The organism is Streptomyces sp. NPDC006296, from assembly GCF_040613235.1.
Lineage (GTDB): Bacteria > Actinomycetota > Actinomycetes > Streptomycetales > Streptomycetaceae > Streptomyces.
Window position 1 is genome coordinate 96600 of record NZ_JBEXRT010000001.1, and the last position, 17126, is coordinate 113725.

18 protein-coding genes and 1 tRNA gene are annotated in these 17126 nt (G+C 71.1%); 11 read left to right on the top strand and 8 right to left on the bottom strand.

All coding sequences use genetic code 11. The features are described from left to right. Window positions 1–104 precede the first annotated feature (104 nt). The 6 genes from ABZ172_RS00490 (at window position 105) to ABZ172_RS00515 (ending at window position 4839) form a co-directional block, all read left to right on the top strand. Complete coding sequence (locus ABZ172_RS00490; RefSeq protein ID WP_356878567.1) at window positions 105–542, top strand: DUF3052 domain-containing protein; 438 nt, start codon at window positions 105–107, stop codon at window positions 540–542. A 169-nt stretch (window positions 543–711) separates the two neighbouring features. Next, the gene (locus ABZ172_RS00495) at window positions 712–1170 is read left to right on the top strand and encodes a peroxiredoxin (RefSeq protein ID WP_356878569.1); all 459 of its coding nucleotides are present in this window, start codon (window positions 712–714) and stop codon (window positions 1168–1170) included. A gap of 252 nt (window positions 1171–1422) precedes the next feature. Then, a complete protein-coding gene (locus ABZ172_RS00500) occupies window positions 1423–1998 on the top strand; it encodes a TerD family protein (protein ID WP_124276684.1) in 576 nt (191 codons plus the stop codon). 149 nt (window positions 1999–2147) lie between these two features. Then, complete coding sequence (locus ABZ172_RS00505) at window positions 2148–2723, top strand: TerD family protein (protein WP_356878571.1); 576 nt, start codon at window positions 2148–2150, stop codon at window positions 2721–2723. A gap of 71 nt (window positions 2724–2794) precedes the next feature. Next, the gene (locus ABZ172_RS00510; protein ID WP_356878573.1) at window positions 2795–3943 is read left to right on the top strand and encodes a DUF475 domain-containing protein; all 1149 of its coding nucleotides are present in this window, start codon (window positions 2795–2797) and stop codon (window positions 3941–3943) included. 161 nt (window positions 3944–4104) lie between these two features. Continuing rightward, a complete protein-coding gene (locus tag ABZ172_RS00515) occupies window positions 4105–4839 on the top strand; it encodes a Tellurium resistance (protein WP_356878575.1) in 735 nt (244 codons plus the stop codon). A 33-nt stretch (window positions 4840–4872) separates the two neighbouring features. On the opposite strand, the gene ABZ172_RS00520 is transcribed toward ABZ172_RS00515, so the two are convergent. Next, the gene (locus tag ABZ172_RS00520) at window positions 4873–5739 is read right to left on the bottom strand and encodes a TerD family protein (RefSeq protein ID WP_356878577.1); all 867 of its coding nucleotides are present in this window, start codon (window positions 5737–5739) and stop codon (window positions 4873–4875) included. 212 nt (window positions 5740–5951) lie between these two features. Between ABZ172_RS00520 and ABZ172_RS00525 the strand changes: the two genes are divergently transcribed. From ABZ172_RS00525 to ABZ172_RS00535, 3 genes are read left to right on the top strand one after another with little or no spacing between them, the layout of a single operon-like run. After that, window positions 5952–7112, top strand: coding sequence for an HpcH/HpaI aldolase/citrate lyase family protein (locus ABZ172_RS00525; protein WP_356878579.1), 1161 nt, complete (start codon window positions 5952–5954; stop codon window positions 7110–7112). A gap of 6 nt (window positions 7113–7118) precedes the next feature. Beyond that, entirely contained in the window at window positions 7119–9815 is a 2697-nt protein-coding gene (locus tag ABZ172_RS00530; protein WP_356878581.1) for a phosphoribosyltransferase, read from the top strand. Further along, window positions 9812–10681, top strand: a complete 870-nt coding sequence (locus ABZ172_RS00535) for an HAD family hydrolase (protein ID WP_356878583.1) — start codon at window positions 9812–9814, stop codon at window positions 10679–10681. Before ABZ172_RS00530 ends, ABZ172_RS00535 begins: the two co-directional genes overlap by 4 nt. A gap of 222 nt (window positions 10682–10903) precedes the next feature. Here the strand turns inward: ABZ172_RS00535 and ABZ172_RS00540 are convergent, their stop codons facing one another. The 4 genes from ABZ172_RS00540 to ABZ172_RS00555 all read right to left on the bottom strand — a co-directional run bounded on the left by ABZ172_RS00540 (window position 10904) and on the right by ABZ172_RS00555 (window position 14156). Then, window positions 10904–11134 carry a zinc ribbon domain-containing protein gene (locus tag ABZ172_RS00540; RefSeq protein ID WP_356878585.1) on the bottom strand — a complete coding sequence of 77 codons (231 nt, stop codon included), beginning with the start codon at window positions 11132–11134 and terminating at the stop codon, window positions 10904–10906. Window positions 11135–11143: 9 nt separating this feature from the next. Then, a complete protein-coding gene (locus tag ABZ172_RS00545) occupies window positions 11144–11740 on the bottom strand; it encodes a DUF4383 domain-containing protein (protein WP_356878587.1) in 597 nt (198 codons plus the stop codon). 198 nt (window positions 11741–11938) lie between these two features. After that, on the bottom strand, window positions 11939–13312 hold the full coding sequence (locus tag ABZ172_RS00550; RefSeq protein ID WP_356878589.1) for a hypothetical protein: 1374 nt from the start codon (window positions 13310–13312) through the stop codon (window positions 11939–11941). A gap of 70 nt (window positions 13313–13382) precedes the next feature. Continuing rightward, complete coding sequence (locus ABZ172_RS00555; RefSeq protein ID WP_356878591.1) at window positions 13383–14156, bottom strand: DUF4097 family beta strand repeat-containing protein; 774 nt, start codon at window positions 14154–14156, stop codon at window positions 13383–13385. Between the two features lie 359 nt (window positions 14157–14515). Here ABZ172_RS00555 and ABZ172_RS00560 point away from each other — a divergent pair. Next, window positions 14516–14590: transfer RNA gene (locus tag ABZ172_RS00560), tRNA-Val, on the top strand. An 89-nt stretch (window positions 14591–14679) separates the two neighbouring features. Here the strand turns inward: ABZ172_RS00560 and ABZ172_RS00565 are convergent. Both ABZ172_RS00565 and ABZ172_RS00570 read right to left on the bottom strand, forming a co-directional pair. Next, the gene (locus tag ABZ172_RS00565) at window positions 14680–14976 is read right to left on the bottom strand and encodes a hypothetical protein (protein WP_356878593.1); all 297 of its coding nucleotides are present in this window, start codon (window positions 14974–14976) and stop codon (window positions 14680–14682) included. A gap of 214 nt (window positions 14977–15190) precedes the next feature. After that, entirely contained in the window at window positions 15191–15910 is a 720-nt protein-coding gene (locus tag ABZ172_RS00570) for a MerR family transcriptional regulator (protein WP_356878595.1), read from the bottom strand. A 62-nt stretch (window positions 15911–15972) separates the two neighbouring features. On the opposite strand from ABZ172_RS00570, the gene ABZ172_RS00575 reads away from it, so the two are divergent. Beyond that, entirely contained in the window at window positions 15973–16557 is a 585-nt protein-coding gene (locus ABZ172_RS00575; RefSeq protein ID WP_356878597.1) for a DUF6194 family protein, read from the top strand. Here the strand turns inward: ABZ172_RS00575 and ABZ172_RS00580 are convergent. Further along, entirely contained in the window at window positions 16482–17045 is a 564-nt protein-coding gene (locus tag ABZ172_RS00580) for a flavoprotein (RefSeq protein WP_356878599.1), read from the bottom strand. The two genes, ABZ172_RS00575 and ABZ172_RS00580, sit on opposite strands and share 76 nt — an antisense overlap. Window positions 17046–17126 lie beyond the last annotated feature (81 nt).

Genomic DNA, 17126 nt, shown 5'->3' on the forward strand with positions numbered 1-17126 from the left:
CGCCGGGTACTTGCGCGATTCGCCGCGCCCGTGTGGACTACCGCCCATGCCCCGCGCACGCGCGTGGCTGAAGCACTTTCCGAAACATGATCAGGAGGCAACCCGTGAGCGCGACCGCGGACCACGCGGAGGAACGGACCAACACGGCCGCGAGGCTTGGGTTCGAACCCGGACAGGTGGTCCAGGAGATCGGCTACGACGACGACGTCGAGCAGGAGCTCCGTGAGGGCATTGAGGCCGCAACCGGCCAGGAGATCGTCGACGAGGACTACGACGACGTCGCCGACGTCGTCCTGCTCTGGTTCCGTGAAGACGACGGCGACCTTACGGACGCGCTGGTGGATGCCATTGGTCTGATCGAGGACGGTGGCATGGTCCTGCTGCTGACGCCGAAGACCGGCCGGGACGGCCACGTCGAACCGAGCGACATCAACGAGGCTGCCCGGACCGCTGGTCTCGCCCAGACCAAGAGCGTCAACGCGGGCAAGGACTGGGCGGGCAGCCGCCTGGTCACCCCCAAGGGGGCCAAGGCCAAGCGCTGAGCTCCTCCCCACACCACTCAAGGCCCCCGACGGCGACACCGTGCCGGCGGGGGCCTTCGTACGCGCCCCAGCGGGTCTTCCGCGGCCCGCGCGGGACGCTGCGTAGGGTGGGTTTCACCCGGACGGCCCAGGCCGGGAAGTGTGACGTCTGTGAAGGGATGCGTTGGACATGGCGATCGAGGTCGGTACGCAGGCTCCGGATTTCGAGCTCAAGGACAACCACGGGCGGACCGTGAAGCTCTCCGGCTTCCGCGGCGGGAAGAACGTGGTGCTGCTCTTCTACCCCTTCGCCTTCACCGGCGTCTGCACGGGGGAGCTGTGCGCCCTCCGTGACGAGCTGCCCGTCTTCGAGAACGACGACACCCAGCTGCTCGCCGTCTCCAACGACTCGATCCACACCCTGCGCGTCTTCGCCGAGCAGGAGGCGCTCCCGTACCCGCTGCTGTCGGACTTCTGGCCGCACGGGGAGACCTCGCGGGCGTACGGCGTCTTCGACGAGGACAAGGGGTGCGCGGTGCGCGGCACCTTCGTGATCGACAAGGCGGGCGTGGTCCGCTGGACCGTCGTCAACGGCCTTCCGGACGCGCGCGACCTGAACGACTACGTCAAGGCGCTCGGCTCGCTCTGATCCGGGGACGGCCCGGGGCGCACGCCTCCGGGCCTCCGCGGGCCCCGCACCGGGACTCCCGGACGGCCCGGGGCCCGTGAGCGGCGGGATCCGGGGTAGACGACCGGCCGGATCCGGGGATCTCCCGGCGGCGACCGGCCAAAAGCCTGTTTTGGCCGGGAACCGGTCACTAGGATCCAATCGTTGTTCCGATGCCAACGCACAACGGGGGCGCTGGTGTCTGCCGGCCCTCTCAACACTTTTGGAGGACTCGTGGGAGTCAGCCTCAGCAAGGGCGGCAACGTCTCGCTGACCAAGGCCGCGCCGAACCTGACCGCGGTGATCGTCGGTCTGGGCTGGGATGCCCGGACGACCACCGGCGGCGACTTCGACCTCGACGCCAGCGCTCTGCTGACGAACGCCGAGGGCAAGGTCGGCAGCGACGGGAATTTCGTCTTCTTCAACAACCTCAAGAGCCCCGACGGCTCCGTCGAGCACACCGGTGACAACCTCACCGGTGAGGGCGAGGGCGACGACGAGGTCATCAAGGTCAACCTCGCGGGCGTCCCCGCCGACGTCGACAAGATCGTCTTCCCGGTCTCGATCTACGAGGCCGAGAGCCGCCAGCAGAGCTTCGGCCAGGTCCGCAACGCCTACATCCGCGTGGTGAACCAGGCGGACAACAGCGAGCTGGCCCGCTACGACCTCAGCGAGGACGCCTCGACGGAGACCGCCATGGTCTTCGGCGAGCTCTACCGCAACGGCGCGGAGTGGAAGTTCCGCGCCATCGGCCAGGGGTACGCCTCGGGTCTGCGCGGCATCGCGCAGGACTTCGGCGTCAACGTCTGAGCCGGTCCGGGGGAATCCCCCGGACACCTCAGCTCCACCGCGTCCGGCGCCGCACCCCGTGCGGCGCCGGACGCGCTCGGCAGAGCGCCCCGCGTCCGTCAGGCGTCGCGCCGGGCGAAAGACCGTCATCGACTCGGGGAGGACACACCATGGGCGTCACGCTCGCCAAGGGAGGCAATGTCTCCCTCTCCAAGGCCGCACCCAATCTCACGCAGGTGCTGGTCGGGCTCGGCTGGGACGCGCGATCCACGACCGGAGCCGACTTCGACCTCGACGCCAGCGCCCTGCTGTGCCAGTCGGGCCGGGTCCTCGGCGACGAGTGGTTCGTGTTCTACAACAACCTCACCAGCCCCGACGGCTCCGTCGAGCACACCGGCGACAACCTCACCGGTGAGGGCGAGGGCGACGACGAGTCCGTCATCGTGAACCTCACCCAGGTGCCGGCGCACTGCGACAAGATCCTCTTTCCGGTCTCCATCCATGAAGCCGACGATCGCGGGCAGACCTTCGGGCAGGTCAGCAATGCCTTCATCCGCGTGGTCAACCAGGCGGACGGTCAGGAACTGGCGCGGTACGACCTCACCGAGGACGCTTCCACGGAGACCGCGATGATCTTCGGCGAGCTCTACCGGTACAACGGCGAGTGGAAATTCCGTGCAGTCGGGCAGGGGTACGCGTCAGGGCTCCGGGGCATCGCTCTAGACTTCGGGGTCAACGTTTCGTAAAGCCGCGCACGGCGCGGGGGAGCCCCGTTCTCGACCGGGGGAGACCCGTTACACACACGATGGGGTAGCCAGTGCTTCTGAAAACCTTCGGCTGGTCGTTCGCGGTGACCGCGCTCGGCCTGGTCGCAGCGGTGTTCTACGGGGGGTGGCAGGCATTCGGCATCGTCGCGATCCTGTCGGTCCTCGAGATCTCGCTGTCCTTCGACAACGCGGTGATCAACGCCGGAATCCTGAAGAAGATGAATGCCTTCTGGCAGAAGATCTTCCTTACCGTCGGTGTGCTCATCGCGGTCTTCGGTATGCGGCTGGTCTTCCCCGTCGTGATCGTGGCCGTCAGCGCCCAGCTCGGACCGATCGAGGCCATCGATCTCTCCTTCAACAACCCTGAGCGCTACAAGGAACTCGTGACGGACGCGCATCCGTCGATCGCCGCGTTCGGCGGGATGTTCCTGCTCATGATCTTCCTCGACTTCATCTTCGAGGACCGTGACATCCAGTGGCTGCGCTGGATCGAGCGTCCGCTCGCCAAGCTCGGCAAGGTCGACATGCTGTCGGTCTGCGTCGCGCTGATCGTCCTGATGGTCTCCGCGATGACGTTCGCGACCCACGCGCACCAGCACGGCGGCGGCCACGCCGACAAGGCGTCCACCGTCATGCTCTCCGGCATCGCCGGTCTGATCACCTACCTCGTGGTCGGCGGTCTCTCCGGGTTCTTCGAGAACAAGCTCGAAGAGGAGGAGGAGCGCGAGCAGGAGGCCGAGGAAGCGGCAAGGAAGGCCGGCAAGCCGGTGTCCGGGGTCCTTCTCGCGGGCAAGGCCGCGTTCTTCATGTTCCTCTACCTGGAGGTCCTGGACGCGTCCTTCTCGTTCGACGGTGTGATCGGTGCCTTCGCGATCACCAACGAGATCGTGCTGATGGCCCTCGGCCTCGGTATCGGTGCCATGTACGTCCGTTCGCTGACCGTGTACCTCGTCCGGCAGGGCACCCTGGACGACTACGTCTACCTGGAGCACGGCGCGCACTACGCGATCGGCGCGCTCTCGGTGATCCTGCTGGTCACCATCCAGTACCAGATCAACGAGATCATCACCGGTCTCGTCGGGGTCGTGCTGATCGGCTGGTCCTTCTGGTCCTCGGTGCGGCGCAACAAGGCGATCGAGGCGGCCGGCGGCGAGACCGGCGGCTCCGATTCCAAGGCGGAAGTCTCCTCCGGGGTGTGACCCGGTAGGGAATGAGGAACGCTCTCTCTGCGGGGCGGCCCACGGCGGCGGTTCTCCGGGAACACCCGGACCCGGCCCGGTGGCCGCCCCGCTGCGGCGTGCGGGGCGGGTGGGCCGTATGCACGGGTCGGGCGACACGACGGACATGTATGGGGGTTGGGATGGGCTTCTGGGACGGCCTCTTTCCGCGCCGGGCGGCGCAGTTCGAGTCGGGCAACTCCGCGACGAACTCGATCGTGCTCTCGCGGCGCAACGCCACGGTCTCGCTGAACAAACAGGGCGCGCTGTCGGGGAACCTGCGGGTCAACCTGTCGTGGCGGATGCGTACGTCGGACATCGGCGGGAGGTCGCGGCAGAGCGGCCGGCTGCTGCGTCCGCTGAAGCTCTTCCAGCCCGACGTGGTGCAGGCCCACACCCAGGGCATGGTCAACGTCGACCTTGACCTCGGCTGCATGTACGAACTGGCCGACGGCACCAGGGGGGTCGTGCAGCCGCTCGGCAACCTCATAGGCGACCTGAACGCACCGCCCTACATCAGGCTCAGCGGCGACGACCGCTTCGGGGCGCCGTCGGGCGAGACCGTCTACGTGAACCTCGACAAGCGCGACGAGATCAAGCGGCTGCTGTTCTTCGTGTACATCTACGACCAGACCCCGGCCTTCGACCGCACGCACGCCAAGGTGACGCTCTACCCCGGCAACGGCCCGCGCATCGAGATCGAGCTGGACGAGCGCGCCCCGCAGGCACGCTCCTGCGCCGTGTTCACCGTGGACAACACCAAGGGCGAACTGGTCGTGCACCGCGAGGTGAAGTTCGTCTACGGCTTCCAGTCGGAGCTGGACCGGATGTACGGCTTCGGGATGCAGTGGGGGCGCGGCTACAAGACACGGGCCTGAGGGAGCGCCGCGACGGACCGCGGCGCCCCCGGCTCACGGCCGGATGAACTGCGGTCCCTGCGCGGGGAGCACGAAGTTCGGATCGGCGGCGTGCGCCGCCGCCGCGGCGGGCTGCGGGTAGCCGTACGCGGGCCGGAGGACGGCCGCGGGCTGCTGCGGATAGCCGTACGCCGGCTGCGGAGGGCTCGCCGGCTGCTGCGGGTAGCCGTAGGCGGGCTGGGGGGCCGTCGTGGGCGGCTGCGGGTAGCCGTACGCGGGCTGCTGGTGCTGGACCGTGGCCTGGGAGTCGGCCGACGGCACGGCGGGCTCGGAGGGCACGGCAGCGGGACCGGCCTCGGACGCGGCCTCGGCCTCGTCCACGGAGATCCCGAAGGCGGTGGCCAGCCCGACGAGGCCCGTCGGGTACCCCTGGCCCACGGCCCGGAACTTCCAGCCGTCACCGCGCCGGTACAGCTCCCCGCAGATGACGGCGGTCTCCTCGCCCGTCTCCGCCCGCACGTCGAAGACCGCGAGCGGCTCACTGTCGGCGGCGGCCGCGTCGTACAGCGATATCCGCAGGTCCGTCACGCGCTCGAACGCCGCCTCGTCGCAGGACGCGGCGATGATCACCTGTTCCACGGAGCGGTCGAGCGAGGAGAGGTCCGCCTCGATCGTGTCCGTGAGCCCCTCCGGGGAGCTCCGCTTGGGCAGACGCCGCACGAGCCCCGACGGGTGCCGGGGCTGGTTGTAGAAGACGAAGTCCTCGTCGGAACGCACCTGCCCGGCGGGACCGATCAGCAGGGCCGAGGCGTCCACGTCCGGGACGCCGGATCCCGGGGTCCAGCGCAGCACGGCCCGGACGGCCATGGCGTCGAGAGGGACGTTCGAGCCCTTCAGCATCGCGTGCGTCATGGCGGTCATCCTGCCTGTTGGTGGGGTGTCCGGACAACGCGGGGGTACGAACAAGTAGGCCGGACGGCGGTCGCCGGGAGCGCACAGGCGCGCCGCACGAGAGGTGAGATACACCGGGGACACCCGAAGTTCACGCGGTCGGGGAACCGCCGACACCTGCTCGAACGTACTATTACCGGCCATACGTTTGTCCGGCCTCTATGGCAGTACGGGGGAATCACATGCGTCATTTCGGGCACATCTCGCCCGCTGTCCGGGAGAGCCTGTTCTTCAAGGAGCCGTGCGTATTCGACGCGGGCTCGTCCGCCCGCATTCTGAGCACCGCCCTGGGGGCCACGCTCTACAGCCCCGCGACCCGTCCCCGGCTGGCCGATGACGTGATCAAGCAGACCGGTCGCGGCGTGGTCTCGATGGTGCTCTGCCTGGAGGATTCCATCGACGACGCCGAAGTGAGCGGCGCCGAGGAGAACCTCGTCCAGCAGTTCGCCGATCTGGAGGCACGCGACGCCGAGGTGCCGCTCCTCTTCATCCGGGTCCGCGAACCGGACCAGATCTCCGACCTCGTACGGCGGCTCGGGAGTTCCGTCCGGCTGTTGTCCGGATTCGTACTTCCGAAATTCACGGAAGCGCGCGGCGAGCACTTCCTGGAGGTCCTCACCGCGGCCGAAGCGGAGAGCGGGCACCGGCTGTTCGCGATGCCCGTCCTGGAATCCCCCGAACTCCTCCACCTGGAGACCAGGGGCGAGACCCTCCGGGGCATCGGCCGCACCGTCGACACGTACCGTGAGCGCATCCTGGCGCTGCGGCTCGGCGTCACCGACTTCTGCTCCGCGTACGGCCTGCGCCGCGCCCCCGACATGACCGCCTACGACGTCCAGATCGTCGGTGCCGTCATCGGCGACGTCGTCAACGTGCTCGGCCGGGCGGACGGCAGCGGATTCACGATCACCGGGCCCGTGTGGGAGTACTTCCGCCTCCAGGAACGGATGTTCAAGCCCCAGCTCCGCCGCAGCCCCTTCATGGGACAGGCCGAGGAGCTGCGCACCACCCTCATCGAGCACGACCTCGACGGGCTGCTGCGCGAGATCGAGCTCGACCGGGCCAACGGACTGCTCGGCAAGACCTGCATCCACCCCTCGCACGTCCCGCCCGTGCACGCGCTGTCGGTGGTCAGCCACGAGGAGTACAGCGACGCCCAGGACATCCTGCGGCCGGAGCGGGGCGGCGGCGGAGTGCTGCGGTCCTCGTACACGAACAAGATGAACGAAGTGAAGCCGCACCGCGCCTGGGCCGAGCGCACCCTGCTGCGGGCCGAGTTGTTCGGTGTGGCCCGCGAGGACGTCGGGTTCGTGGAGCTGCTCGCCGCCGGTGTGACGGACTGAGCGGGCATGGGCGTGCGCGTACCGGAAGAATCCGAGCACCTACCGGAGGAAGAGGCAGTGGACGTGGAGTGGTCGGGCAACTGGGTCGCGGAGCGGCTCGGCGTCGAGCTCGTCGGTGACGGGGAGCTCCGGGACATGCTGGGCCTCGCCCTGCGCCGCAACCCGAAGCGGGCCCATCTGCTCGTGTCGAACGTCCTGGGCAAGCACGTGCCGCAGCGGCCGTCCGTGGTCCACGGGGTGGGCCACGAGCTCGGCGAGCGGGTCCGGGACCTGCTGGGCGAGGCCGAGGCCCGCCGCGCGGTCGTCCTCGGCTACGCGGAGACGGCGACGGGCCTCGGCCACGCGGTCGCGGACGGGCTCGGGGTGGCTCCCTACCTCCACTCCACCCGGCGCCCCGTGGCCGGCGTCGCCCAGGCGGGCGGCTTCGAGGAGGCCCACTCGCACGCCACCTCCCACCTGCTGCTGCCCGAGGACCCGGACCTGCTGAAGGCCTCGGCGGACGGTTCGCCGCTGGTCCTGGTCGACGACGAGTTCTCCACCGGCAACACCGTCCTCAACACCGTCCGGGCCCTCCACGCCCGCTACCCCCGGGACCGGTACGTGATCGTCGCCCTGGTGGACATGCGGTCCGAGGCCGACCGGGGGCGGCTCGCCGAGTTCGCCGAGGAGATCGGCGCCCGCGTCGACCTCGTCGCCCGGGCCCGCGGCACCGTACGCCTGCCCGAGGACGTCCTGGAGAAGGGCCGCGCCCTGGTCGCCGCCCACGAGGCGGACCAGGGGCAGGATGCGGGGCTGCCGTCCGGTGCCGACCGGGCGCAGGGTGCGGACCGGGGGAATGGCGCGGATCAGCCGCAGGACCCGGACCGGCCCGCCGCGGCGTCCCCCGTGGCGCCGTCCTTCCCCGAGGCGCCGTCCCCCGTCACGCGTCCCGTTCCCGTCCGCGTCGCCCTCGACTGGCCGGCCGGCGTCCCCGACGGCGGGCGGCACGGCTTCACCCCGGCTCACCGCGCCGCCCTGGAAGCCGCCCTTCCGGGCATGGCCACTCGGGTCGCCGAAGCCCTGGGCGACGCCCGCAGGGTGCTCGTCCTCGGCTTCGAGGAGCTGATGTACGCACCCCTGCGGCTCGGCACCGCGCTGGAGGAGGCCACCACCGCCGACGTGCGCTACTCCACCACCACCCGCTCGCCCGTGCTCGCCGTCGACGACCCCGGCTACGCGATACGCAGCCGCCTCGTCTTCCCTGCCCACGACGACCCGGCGGACGGACCCGGCGACCGGTACGCCTACAACGTCGCGGGCGGTGGCTTCGACGCCGTCGTCGCCGTCGTCGACTCCGCCGCGGACACCCCGGCCCTGCACGCCCCCGACGGACTGCTGGCCCGGCTCGCCGGACACACCGACCGGGTGCTGCTGGCGGTCGTCCCCTCGTACGTGCCCCCGCCCGCCCCCTCGGATCCGCTCTCCCCCGTCCCGCTGCCGACCTCGCACCCGCAGGAAGCCGCCATGCTGCCCGAACCCCTCCGGGGCCCCGCCTTCTCCTCCTACGCGGCGGACGAGGTCGGCTGGCTGCTCCAGGACCTCTCCGACACGTCCCTGGAGGCCCCCACCGAGGAGCGCGAGGAGGCGATCCAGAGCGGCGGCGCGCACTACGCCGAGTCCCTGCCCGTCGAGTACCAGCCCAGCCCCGCGTACCAGGAGCTCTTCAAGGCCGCGCTGGAGACCTCGGCGGCCCGTATCGCCCGGGCCGTCGGCACCGTCACCGAGACGGTGCTGGCCGAGCGCTCCCGCCCCGGGGACCGGGCGGGGGACGGCTCCGGGGGCGGCTCGTACCGTTCGGGGTCCGGGACGCCGGTCCTGGTCTCGCTGGCCCGGGCCGGCACCCCCGTCGGCGTCCTCATGCGCCGGTGGGCGCTGCACCGGCACGGCCTCGACCTGCCGCACTACGCCGTCTCCATCGTGCGGGGCCGCGGCATCGACGCCAACGCCCTGCGCTGGCTGGCCGCCCACCACGACCCGGCGGACGTCGTGTTCGTCGACGGCTGGACCGGCAAGGGCGCCATCACCCGCGAACTCGCCGCTGCGCTGGAGGAGTTCGAGGGCTTCAACCCGGAGATCGCGGTCCTGGCCGACCCGGGGGGCTGCGTCCGGACGTACGGGACGCGTGAGGACTTCCTCATCCCGTCCGCCTGCCTCAACTCCACGGTGTCCGGGCTCATCTCCCGGACGGTCCTGCGCGCCGACCTGGTCGGCCCGCACGACTTCCACGGCGGGAAGTTCTACCGCGAGCTCGCCGGCTCCGACGTGTCCGGCCTGTTCCTCGACACGGTCGCCGCCCGGTTCGACGAGGTCGCCGGCGCCGTGGAGGCCGACACCAAGGAACTCCTCGCCGCGGACCGCGCCCCCACCTGGGAGGGCTGGGCCGCCGTGGAACGCATCAGCGAGGAGTACGGCATCCACGACGTGAACCTGGTCAAGCCCGGCGTCGGCGAGACGACCCGGGTGCTGCTGCGCCGGGTGCCCTGGAAGATCCTGGCCAAGCGGGGAGCGGGCGCCGACCTCGACCACGTACGCCTGCTCGCCGAGCAGCGCGGTGTCCCGGTCGAAGAGGTCGACGAACTCCCCTACACCTGCGTCGGGTTGATCCACCCCAAGTACACCCGCGGCGCCACCGGCGCGGACGGCACGGCGGTGACGGCGAAGTGAGCACGTCCGTCGGCGCCCCCCTGGGCGGGGAGAAGTCCCCGCAGCCCGTGACCCTGGTGGCCAGCGACCTGGACCGCACCCTCATCTACTCGGCGGCTGCCCTCCAGCTGACCATGCCCGACGCGCAGGCCCCGCGCCTGCTCTGCGTGGAGGTCTACGACCGGGCGCCGCTCTGCCACATGACGGAGACGGCCGCCGCGCTCCTCGACGAACTGGCCCGCGTCACGGTGTTCGTCCCGACCACCACCCGGACCCGGGAACAGTACGGCCGCATCCACCTCCCCGGCCCCGCCTCCCGGTACGCGATCTGCGCCAACGGCGGCCACCTGCTGGTCGACGGCGTCTCCGACCCGGACTGGCGGGAGCACGTCGCCGACCGGATCGCGGGAGAGTGCGCCCCGCTCGCCGAGGTCCGCTCCCACCTCCGGACGGCGGCCGACCCCGCCTGGTTGCTCAAGGAGCGGGTCGCCGAGGACCTCTTCGCCTACCTCGTCGTCGACCGGGCCGCCCTCCCCGGCGACTGGGTCGAGGAACTCACCGCCTGGGCCGACCCCAGGGGCTGGACCGTCTCCCTCCAGGGCCGCAAGATCTACGCCGTGCCCAAGCCCCTCACCAAGAGCGCCGCCGTGCGCGAGGTCGCCCGCCGCACCGGCGCCACCCGCACGCTCGCCGCCGGTGACTCCCTGCTGGACGCCGACCTGCTGCTCGCCGCCGACCGGGCCTGGCGCCCGGGCCACGGCGAGCTCGCCGACTGCGGCTGGGACGCGCCCAACACCGAGCTCCTCGGCGAACGGGGCGTCGCCGCGGGGGAGGAGATCCTGCGCCGCTTCCTGCGCGACGCTCACATGCAGGAAGCGCGAGGCTGACGGGCAGGAAGCGCCCCGGCCGAGGCCGACACGCAGGAGGCGGGACGGCGGCTGACATGCATGAAGCGCTCCGGCGGAGGCCGACACGCAGGAGGCGGGAGGGCTGAGGCCCCGCGGACGCTCCTCGGCGGCCGGGCCGCGCCGCCGGCCCGCCGGGGGAGGCGGGCGGCCGGGCGTCCGGGAAGGCGGGCGAGCAGTCCTCAGGCCGGGGGCAGTCCGTACTCAGCCGCAGCAGCCGCCACCGCAGCAGCCGCCCCCTCCTCCGCCACCACCGGCCGGTGACGGGGCGGGAGCCGAGGAGGAGGCGGAGCCGCCCACCGCGACGGTGGAGAGCAGCTTCACGGTGTCCTGGTGTCCCGAGGGGCAGAAGGCGGGATCGGACGACTCGGCCATCGGACGGCTGAGTTCGAACGTCTCGCCGCAGGGGCGGCAGCGGTACTCGTAACGGGGCATGGCCCCAGATTAGAGCCTCTTGCCCTTCGGCACCTCGGGCATCGGGGAGAGCGCGCGGCGCCTGCGCTCCTCCCTCGCGACCTGCTCGGGATGGCGGGCACGCCAGTACGGATTGTCGTGCGGCAGCCCGCCGCTCACTCTCCCGTACATGCCGAACATCATCAGCAGCAGCCCCACCACGAAGCTGAACAGCACGTTCTGCATGTGGAAGGCCAGGAAGTTGAGACCGGTGTCCAGCAGGGCCAGGTTCACGAACCCGCTGACGACGAAGGCGATGCCCAGAACCATGTTCAGGGTCGACGCGAAGTTCCCGCCGACGACCATCCCGACGAAGAGCAGCAGCCCCACGCAGATGGACAGGATGCTGAGCGCGCCGTTGGTGTTGAGCCCCGCCACCGTGTCGCCGCCGGTGTCGAAGATGCCTATCCGGTCGATGAGCCCCAGGATGCCGAAGGCGACGAGGACCAGCCCCATCAGGCCCGCACCCACCCGGTACACCTGGCTGAGACGGTGATCGACGGGCAGGTGCTCGTCGAGGCGGGTGGCCTTGCGGCGGCGGGAGTGCGCTCCGCGCCGGCGCGTGGGACGCAGGACGTGTGTGGCCATGACGGCCTCCTTCGGCCGCGAGCGGCCAGGGACGTCTCGGCGTGAGCCGCTGAGTACCTCCAGGATCGGCCCACCGGCCGCCGGGGACAAATCAGCCCGAAACCGGGCGGTCGGAGTCCGGTGCGGCTCGACGGAAGACGGAGGCCGCGCCCCGGATCCACCGGGGCACCCCGACGGTCCCGGACCCCCACGGATCGCTCACCCGCCCGTGCCGCCTCCGCGTTCCTCCCGGATCGCGGTGACGACCCGGTTCGCCGTCTGCCGCACGGCTTCCGTCTCGGTCAGGAAGTGCCAGTAGTCGGGGTGGCGCCCGTCGAGCGCGGCTATCGCCCGGTCCAGCCGTGCCACGGCGTCGTCCAGCGGGCGGGCATGGCGCGGATCGGGGGTGTGGCGGCCGGCCATGGCGAGCCGCTGCGCGTCCCGGACCGTGAACCGGGTGCGGTCGATCTCCGCCTGCGGATCCTCGGCGACCGCGTCGAGCCGCCGCAGACGGTCCCCGGCCGCGGACACCGCCTCGTCGGTCGCGTTGAGCAGAGCCCGGACCGTGCTCAGACGGGACGTCGCATCCGCCCAGCGCTGCTCGGACCGCGCCGTGGCGGCCTCCGCCAGCTTCTCCTCGGCCTGCCGGACATTCACCACCGCCTGCTCGGGAACAGGCTGCAGGTCCTGCCAGCAGGCCGCCGAGAAACGCCGCCGCAGCTCGCTGAGCACCGGCTCGATCTGCCCGGCGCGTGTCGTCAGCGCCTGCGCACGGGTACGCAGCGACACCAGCCTGCGGTCCGTCTCGGCAGCCCGCTCGGGCAGCCGGTCCGCTTCCGCCCGCACCGCCTCCGCGTCACGCAGCACCTGGTCCGCGCGCTGCAGCGTCTCGGCCACACCATGGCGGCCCGCGCCCTGGTTGAGCTTGGTCAGCTCCGGGGCGAGCGCCGCGAGACGGGCCGCGAGATCGTCGGCCCGCAGCCCGGACGCACGGACGGCGTCCAGGGCGTTACTCGCGGCGAGCAACGCCTGCCGGGCCCGCTCCACAGCGGGAGCGAGCCGCGCCAGCTGCGTCTCCGCACCACTGAGCAGCGTCCCGAGCCCCTGGGCGAACCGGTCCAGCTCACCCTTCACCCGCACGAGATCGTCCTTGGCCCGCGTCAGCTGCGTCCGCGCACCGGCCGCCGCCGAGGGCTCCAGATCGTCCCGGTCCAGGTCGTGGGCGTCGACCGCGGTGATGTAGGCGTGGCTGACCTCGTCGATCCGCCGGCCCAGCGCCGCGAAGTCATCCGCCGCCTTGCGGGCGCGCGGCGAACCGTCCACGGCGGTGATCGTCTCGATCGAGATCTGCAGATCGCGCTGCGCGGTGTCCAGCTCGTAGAACGCGTCGGCCGCGGCGTCCTTCGCCGCCTGCGCGTCGGCCCGCTGACTCTCCCCGCGCCCTCCGAACCAGCGGCGCGTGCCGCCGCCGGCGAACGCTGCCGGCAGCGCCGCGGCGACCAGAGGGACCGGCAGCAGCATCAGCACCAGGACGTCCCTCACAGCGGAACCAACACCCGCTTGCGCGCCCGGACGCGTGTGTGTCGCCGTCACATCCCTCTCCCGTGCCGATCCGCCCTGCCCGGTTCATTCTCGCACCAGTGAGGACGAACGCACGGGCCGGTTAGTTCGCACTTCGGACGGTGACTTCGCCGTTGTCGCTGCGCGCCTTCACCACATGCCGGCTGCTGTCGCTGCGGGGCACGTCGACGGAGACCCTCCCGTTGTCCGTCCCGGCGGACACCGCGTACGTCTCCTGCCCGCCCGGCAGGGCGATCGAGATGCTCCCGTTGTCACTCGTGGTGTCCACCAGATCCGGAACCTCGGAGAGCGCGAGCTCGACCTCCCCGTTCACCGAGCGGGCGATCACCGAACGCCCCGAGATCCGCTCGGCCTCGATCGAGCCGTTGTCGGAGCTCAGATCGAGCGGTGCGGAGACGTCACGCACGGTGACCCGGCCGTTGTCGGAGGAGATCGTGAGCGGCGTGGCGAAGCCGGCGGCGCTGATCCTCCCGTTGTCCCCCCGCACGGTCAGGGCCAGCCCGCGCGGGACCTTCACCTCGTGGTACGCCTCACAATTACTGATCATCGCCCGGCACTTCACCTGGAGCTTCAGCTCATCGCCCTCCAGCTTCCACACCGGATCCGGCCCACTGCCCAGAAAGGCCCACCCGCCGACCCGGCGGGTCACCTCGATCTGCTCCACGTCGGCGGGCACGAGCTCCAGCGCCGAGTTCTCCGCGTCGATGGTCAGCGCCTCACCGCCGAAGGCGAACGACTTGTGCTCGGTGACGGAGTCCTCCGCCTCGGCGCTCCCACAGCCACTGAGCGCGGCGACGAGAAGTACGGTCCCGGCAGCGGCGACGAGTGCGTCGGTACGTCGTGTGCGAACGGTCATGACCTGGATTCCCCCTGAGAGCGCTGCCGATGTGGCTCCACCGTAGGTACGGCCGCACCCCCGGCACGATCCGGACGGCTACCGTCTCCGGGGTGGGGATATCCCCCGCACCGACGGCCACCTGCCCCTGCCGCCCCACCACACCGGCGGGCCGCCCGTCCCCGCCTCCGTCCCTCACCCGCAGCCCTTCACCCGCAGCCCTTCACCCGCCGTCCTTCACTCGCTTCTGCCGGCCTCGGGGGAGCCCTGAACGCTGGGTGCGGCGGGGACACGGAGGGGCCGGGCGGTGGGGCGGAGGCAGCGCCGAAACCGGATTGCCGAGGGGGGCCGCGAGCCATGTAACCTGTTCCCTCATCCACGGGTGCGTAGCTCAGGGGTAGAGCGCTGCTCTTACAAAGCAGATGTCGGCGGTTCGAAACCGTCCGCGCCCACCAGCAGGAAGCACGACGAAGGCCCAGGCCACCGGTGCACATCCGGGATCCTGGGCCTTGTCTGTTGCTCGCCACGGGTAATCTGCGTGCGCTCACTCAGCCCGGTGGCACGAGGCCTCGCGCGCCTCGGTGATGCGGGATTGCGCGTCCAGGACCGTGGCTCTGAGGCGTCCGGGCTTCACGCCTTCGCGTGCCATCCACTCATCGAGACGAGGGCGCAGATACCTGACGGTCTCAGGTCCATGGCGGCGCAGGGCCGAGCGGCTGGTCGAGATCTCTTCCTGGATCTCCCTGCGCAGTTCGTCGGTCCAGCCCTGTGCGCGGTCGACGTCTCCGACCGGTGTTCTGAGGGCGGCCACAGCCTTGCCGAGAGACTCCGACAGATCCATGGCTCGTCCATCCTGACTCGCGCGAACAGTGACCACAGTGCGACCTCTGCCGGTGTCGACGGCGCTGAGACGCAGTGGTGCAGTGCGTCCACGGTAGTGCCCCGCCTCGATCGCAGCCGCTCTTTTTCCTGGCGTTGCTCCGCCTGGTGTGATCCCGCCGACGGGGTGGGAAGGCCGCGAAGTCGGCTGTGGGCGATGGCTGTCGGGGAGATCGTCAGGTGCCGGTGCCGGCGAGGATCGTGGCCAGGGGTGCTGCGGCGTCCAGCAGGGCGCGGGAGCGTGCCGTGATGCTTGCGGATCGCGTCGCCAGCGCGGTCTCGATGTCCTTCCGTCCGCGCCCGCGTCGCAGGTCAGGCATCAGGGCCCGGAGCGGGGCGATCCGGTAGCCGACGCCGCGCAGTTGGTGCACGATCCGGGCGTCCCTGACCTGGTCCGGGGTATAGCGCCGCGTCCCTCGTGGGGCGACCCGGTCCGGTACCGCCAGCCCTTCCGCGTCCCAGTGCCGCAGCGTCGACGGGCGCACCCCCAGTGCGGCGGCGAGTTCGGCGACGCTCATCGAGTCCGCCAGGCGTACGTCCTCGATCGGGTCGGACGAGATCGCGACGGCGGCCTCCTCGGCGAGCGCCAGGTCCGCACGCTCCCGGTCGAGCCGGGCATGTGCCGCGTCGAGCAGCGCCAGCGCCTCTGCGACCGGGCGTTCGTGTGCGGCGCGGACGATCCGCTTCGCCTCCGCGGGACCCGTGCCGATCGCGAGCGCACGGTAGGCCAGCGCGGACTGCAGGTGCCTCTCCCCGTAGACCCGGTAGCCGGCGGCCGTACGGGACGCCGGGGGCAGGACGCCGTCCCGTTCGAGGTTGCGGACCTGCTGGACGGAGTACCCGGAACGGCGCGCGACATCGACCGTGCGCAAGTCGGCCGACTTGAGGGTTGTCACCTGTGCTCCTGGGGATACGGTCTCAGAGTCTCCACATGCACCTTAATGAAACGCTTGAACACATGACCATCGACGAGATCATCGATTTCATGCGCGGACTCGACGGAGTGCTGATCGTGGCCCCGACGGACGGCGACGGCTCACCGGAGATCAGCTGGGGCGACACGTTCTTCTTCCACTCTCCTGACGGAACCGCGCCGGGGGCGACGACCCAGCCGTTCGCGACGATCGTGACGAAGGACTATCCCGGTGACGAGAGTTCGCTCCTGGACCGTTCCGACACCTTTCGGGTCAACATCGCCGCCGGGAAGCACATGTTCCGCGAGTGGACGGGGCGTGAGCCGGGGGAGCCGGCCGACGGCGCACGCCCCGCTCTTGCCGATGCCGGTGCCGGTGCCGGTGCCGGGACTGGGGCCGCGACCGAGACTGCCGAGCGTGGAGCCACCGACACGGTGATCGCCCACCCCGTCTACGGGGCCGCTGCCTGGCTCGCGGTGGTGAATCCGGGGCCGCGTACCGATACGGCCGTCCGGCTGCTGCTCCGCGAGGCCCATCGCCTCGCGCGGGCGCGTCATGAGCGGCGAGCGGGTGCGGTCGCCCTGTCCAGGACCGCAGCCCAGGGAAGCTCACGGACCGCCGGGCCCTGACGTGGTTCGTACAGAGGCCACACGTCCGGCCCGTACACCAGCTCCACGTCGGCCCTGCGCAGCGTCTCGATGTGGCCCTCCCACGCCGGGTGCCGCGCGTGGGCCGCGTTGATCCGAGGGAACACCACCACCGGAACGCCGATCGTACCCAGGGCCTCGCTGACCTGTGTGAGGGCCTGGTTGTCGGCGATGCCCGTCGCGAGCTTGGCGATGTAGTTCGCGCTCGCCGGTGCCACGACATGGCGATCGGCGACAGGATGCGGACGGGGCTCGGCCGGCAGCCGGGGCATGTCGCGCACCGGGAGGCCGGTCAGCGCCTCCAGCCGGTCCAGCTCGCCGTTCGCCCTCAGCCACCGGCCTGCGGTCGGCGTCAGGGTCACGGACACCTGCCAGCCCCGAGCGACGGCCGGTTCGACCAGCCCGGTGCGCAACGTCTCCACCCCGTCCGTCGCCGTCGCCACGACTCCCAGTACTCCCCGGCTGTCCACGCTCACTGCTCCTCCACTTCGCGACACTTCACCACGCGGCCTTCGCCCTCGGCAGAGGCCTACCACGAGCCCCGGTTCCTG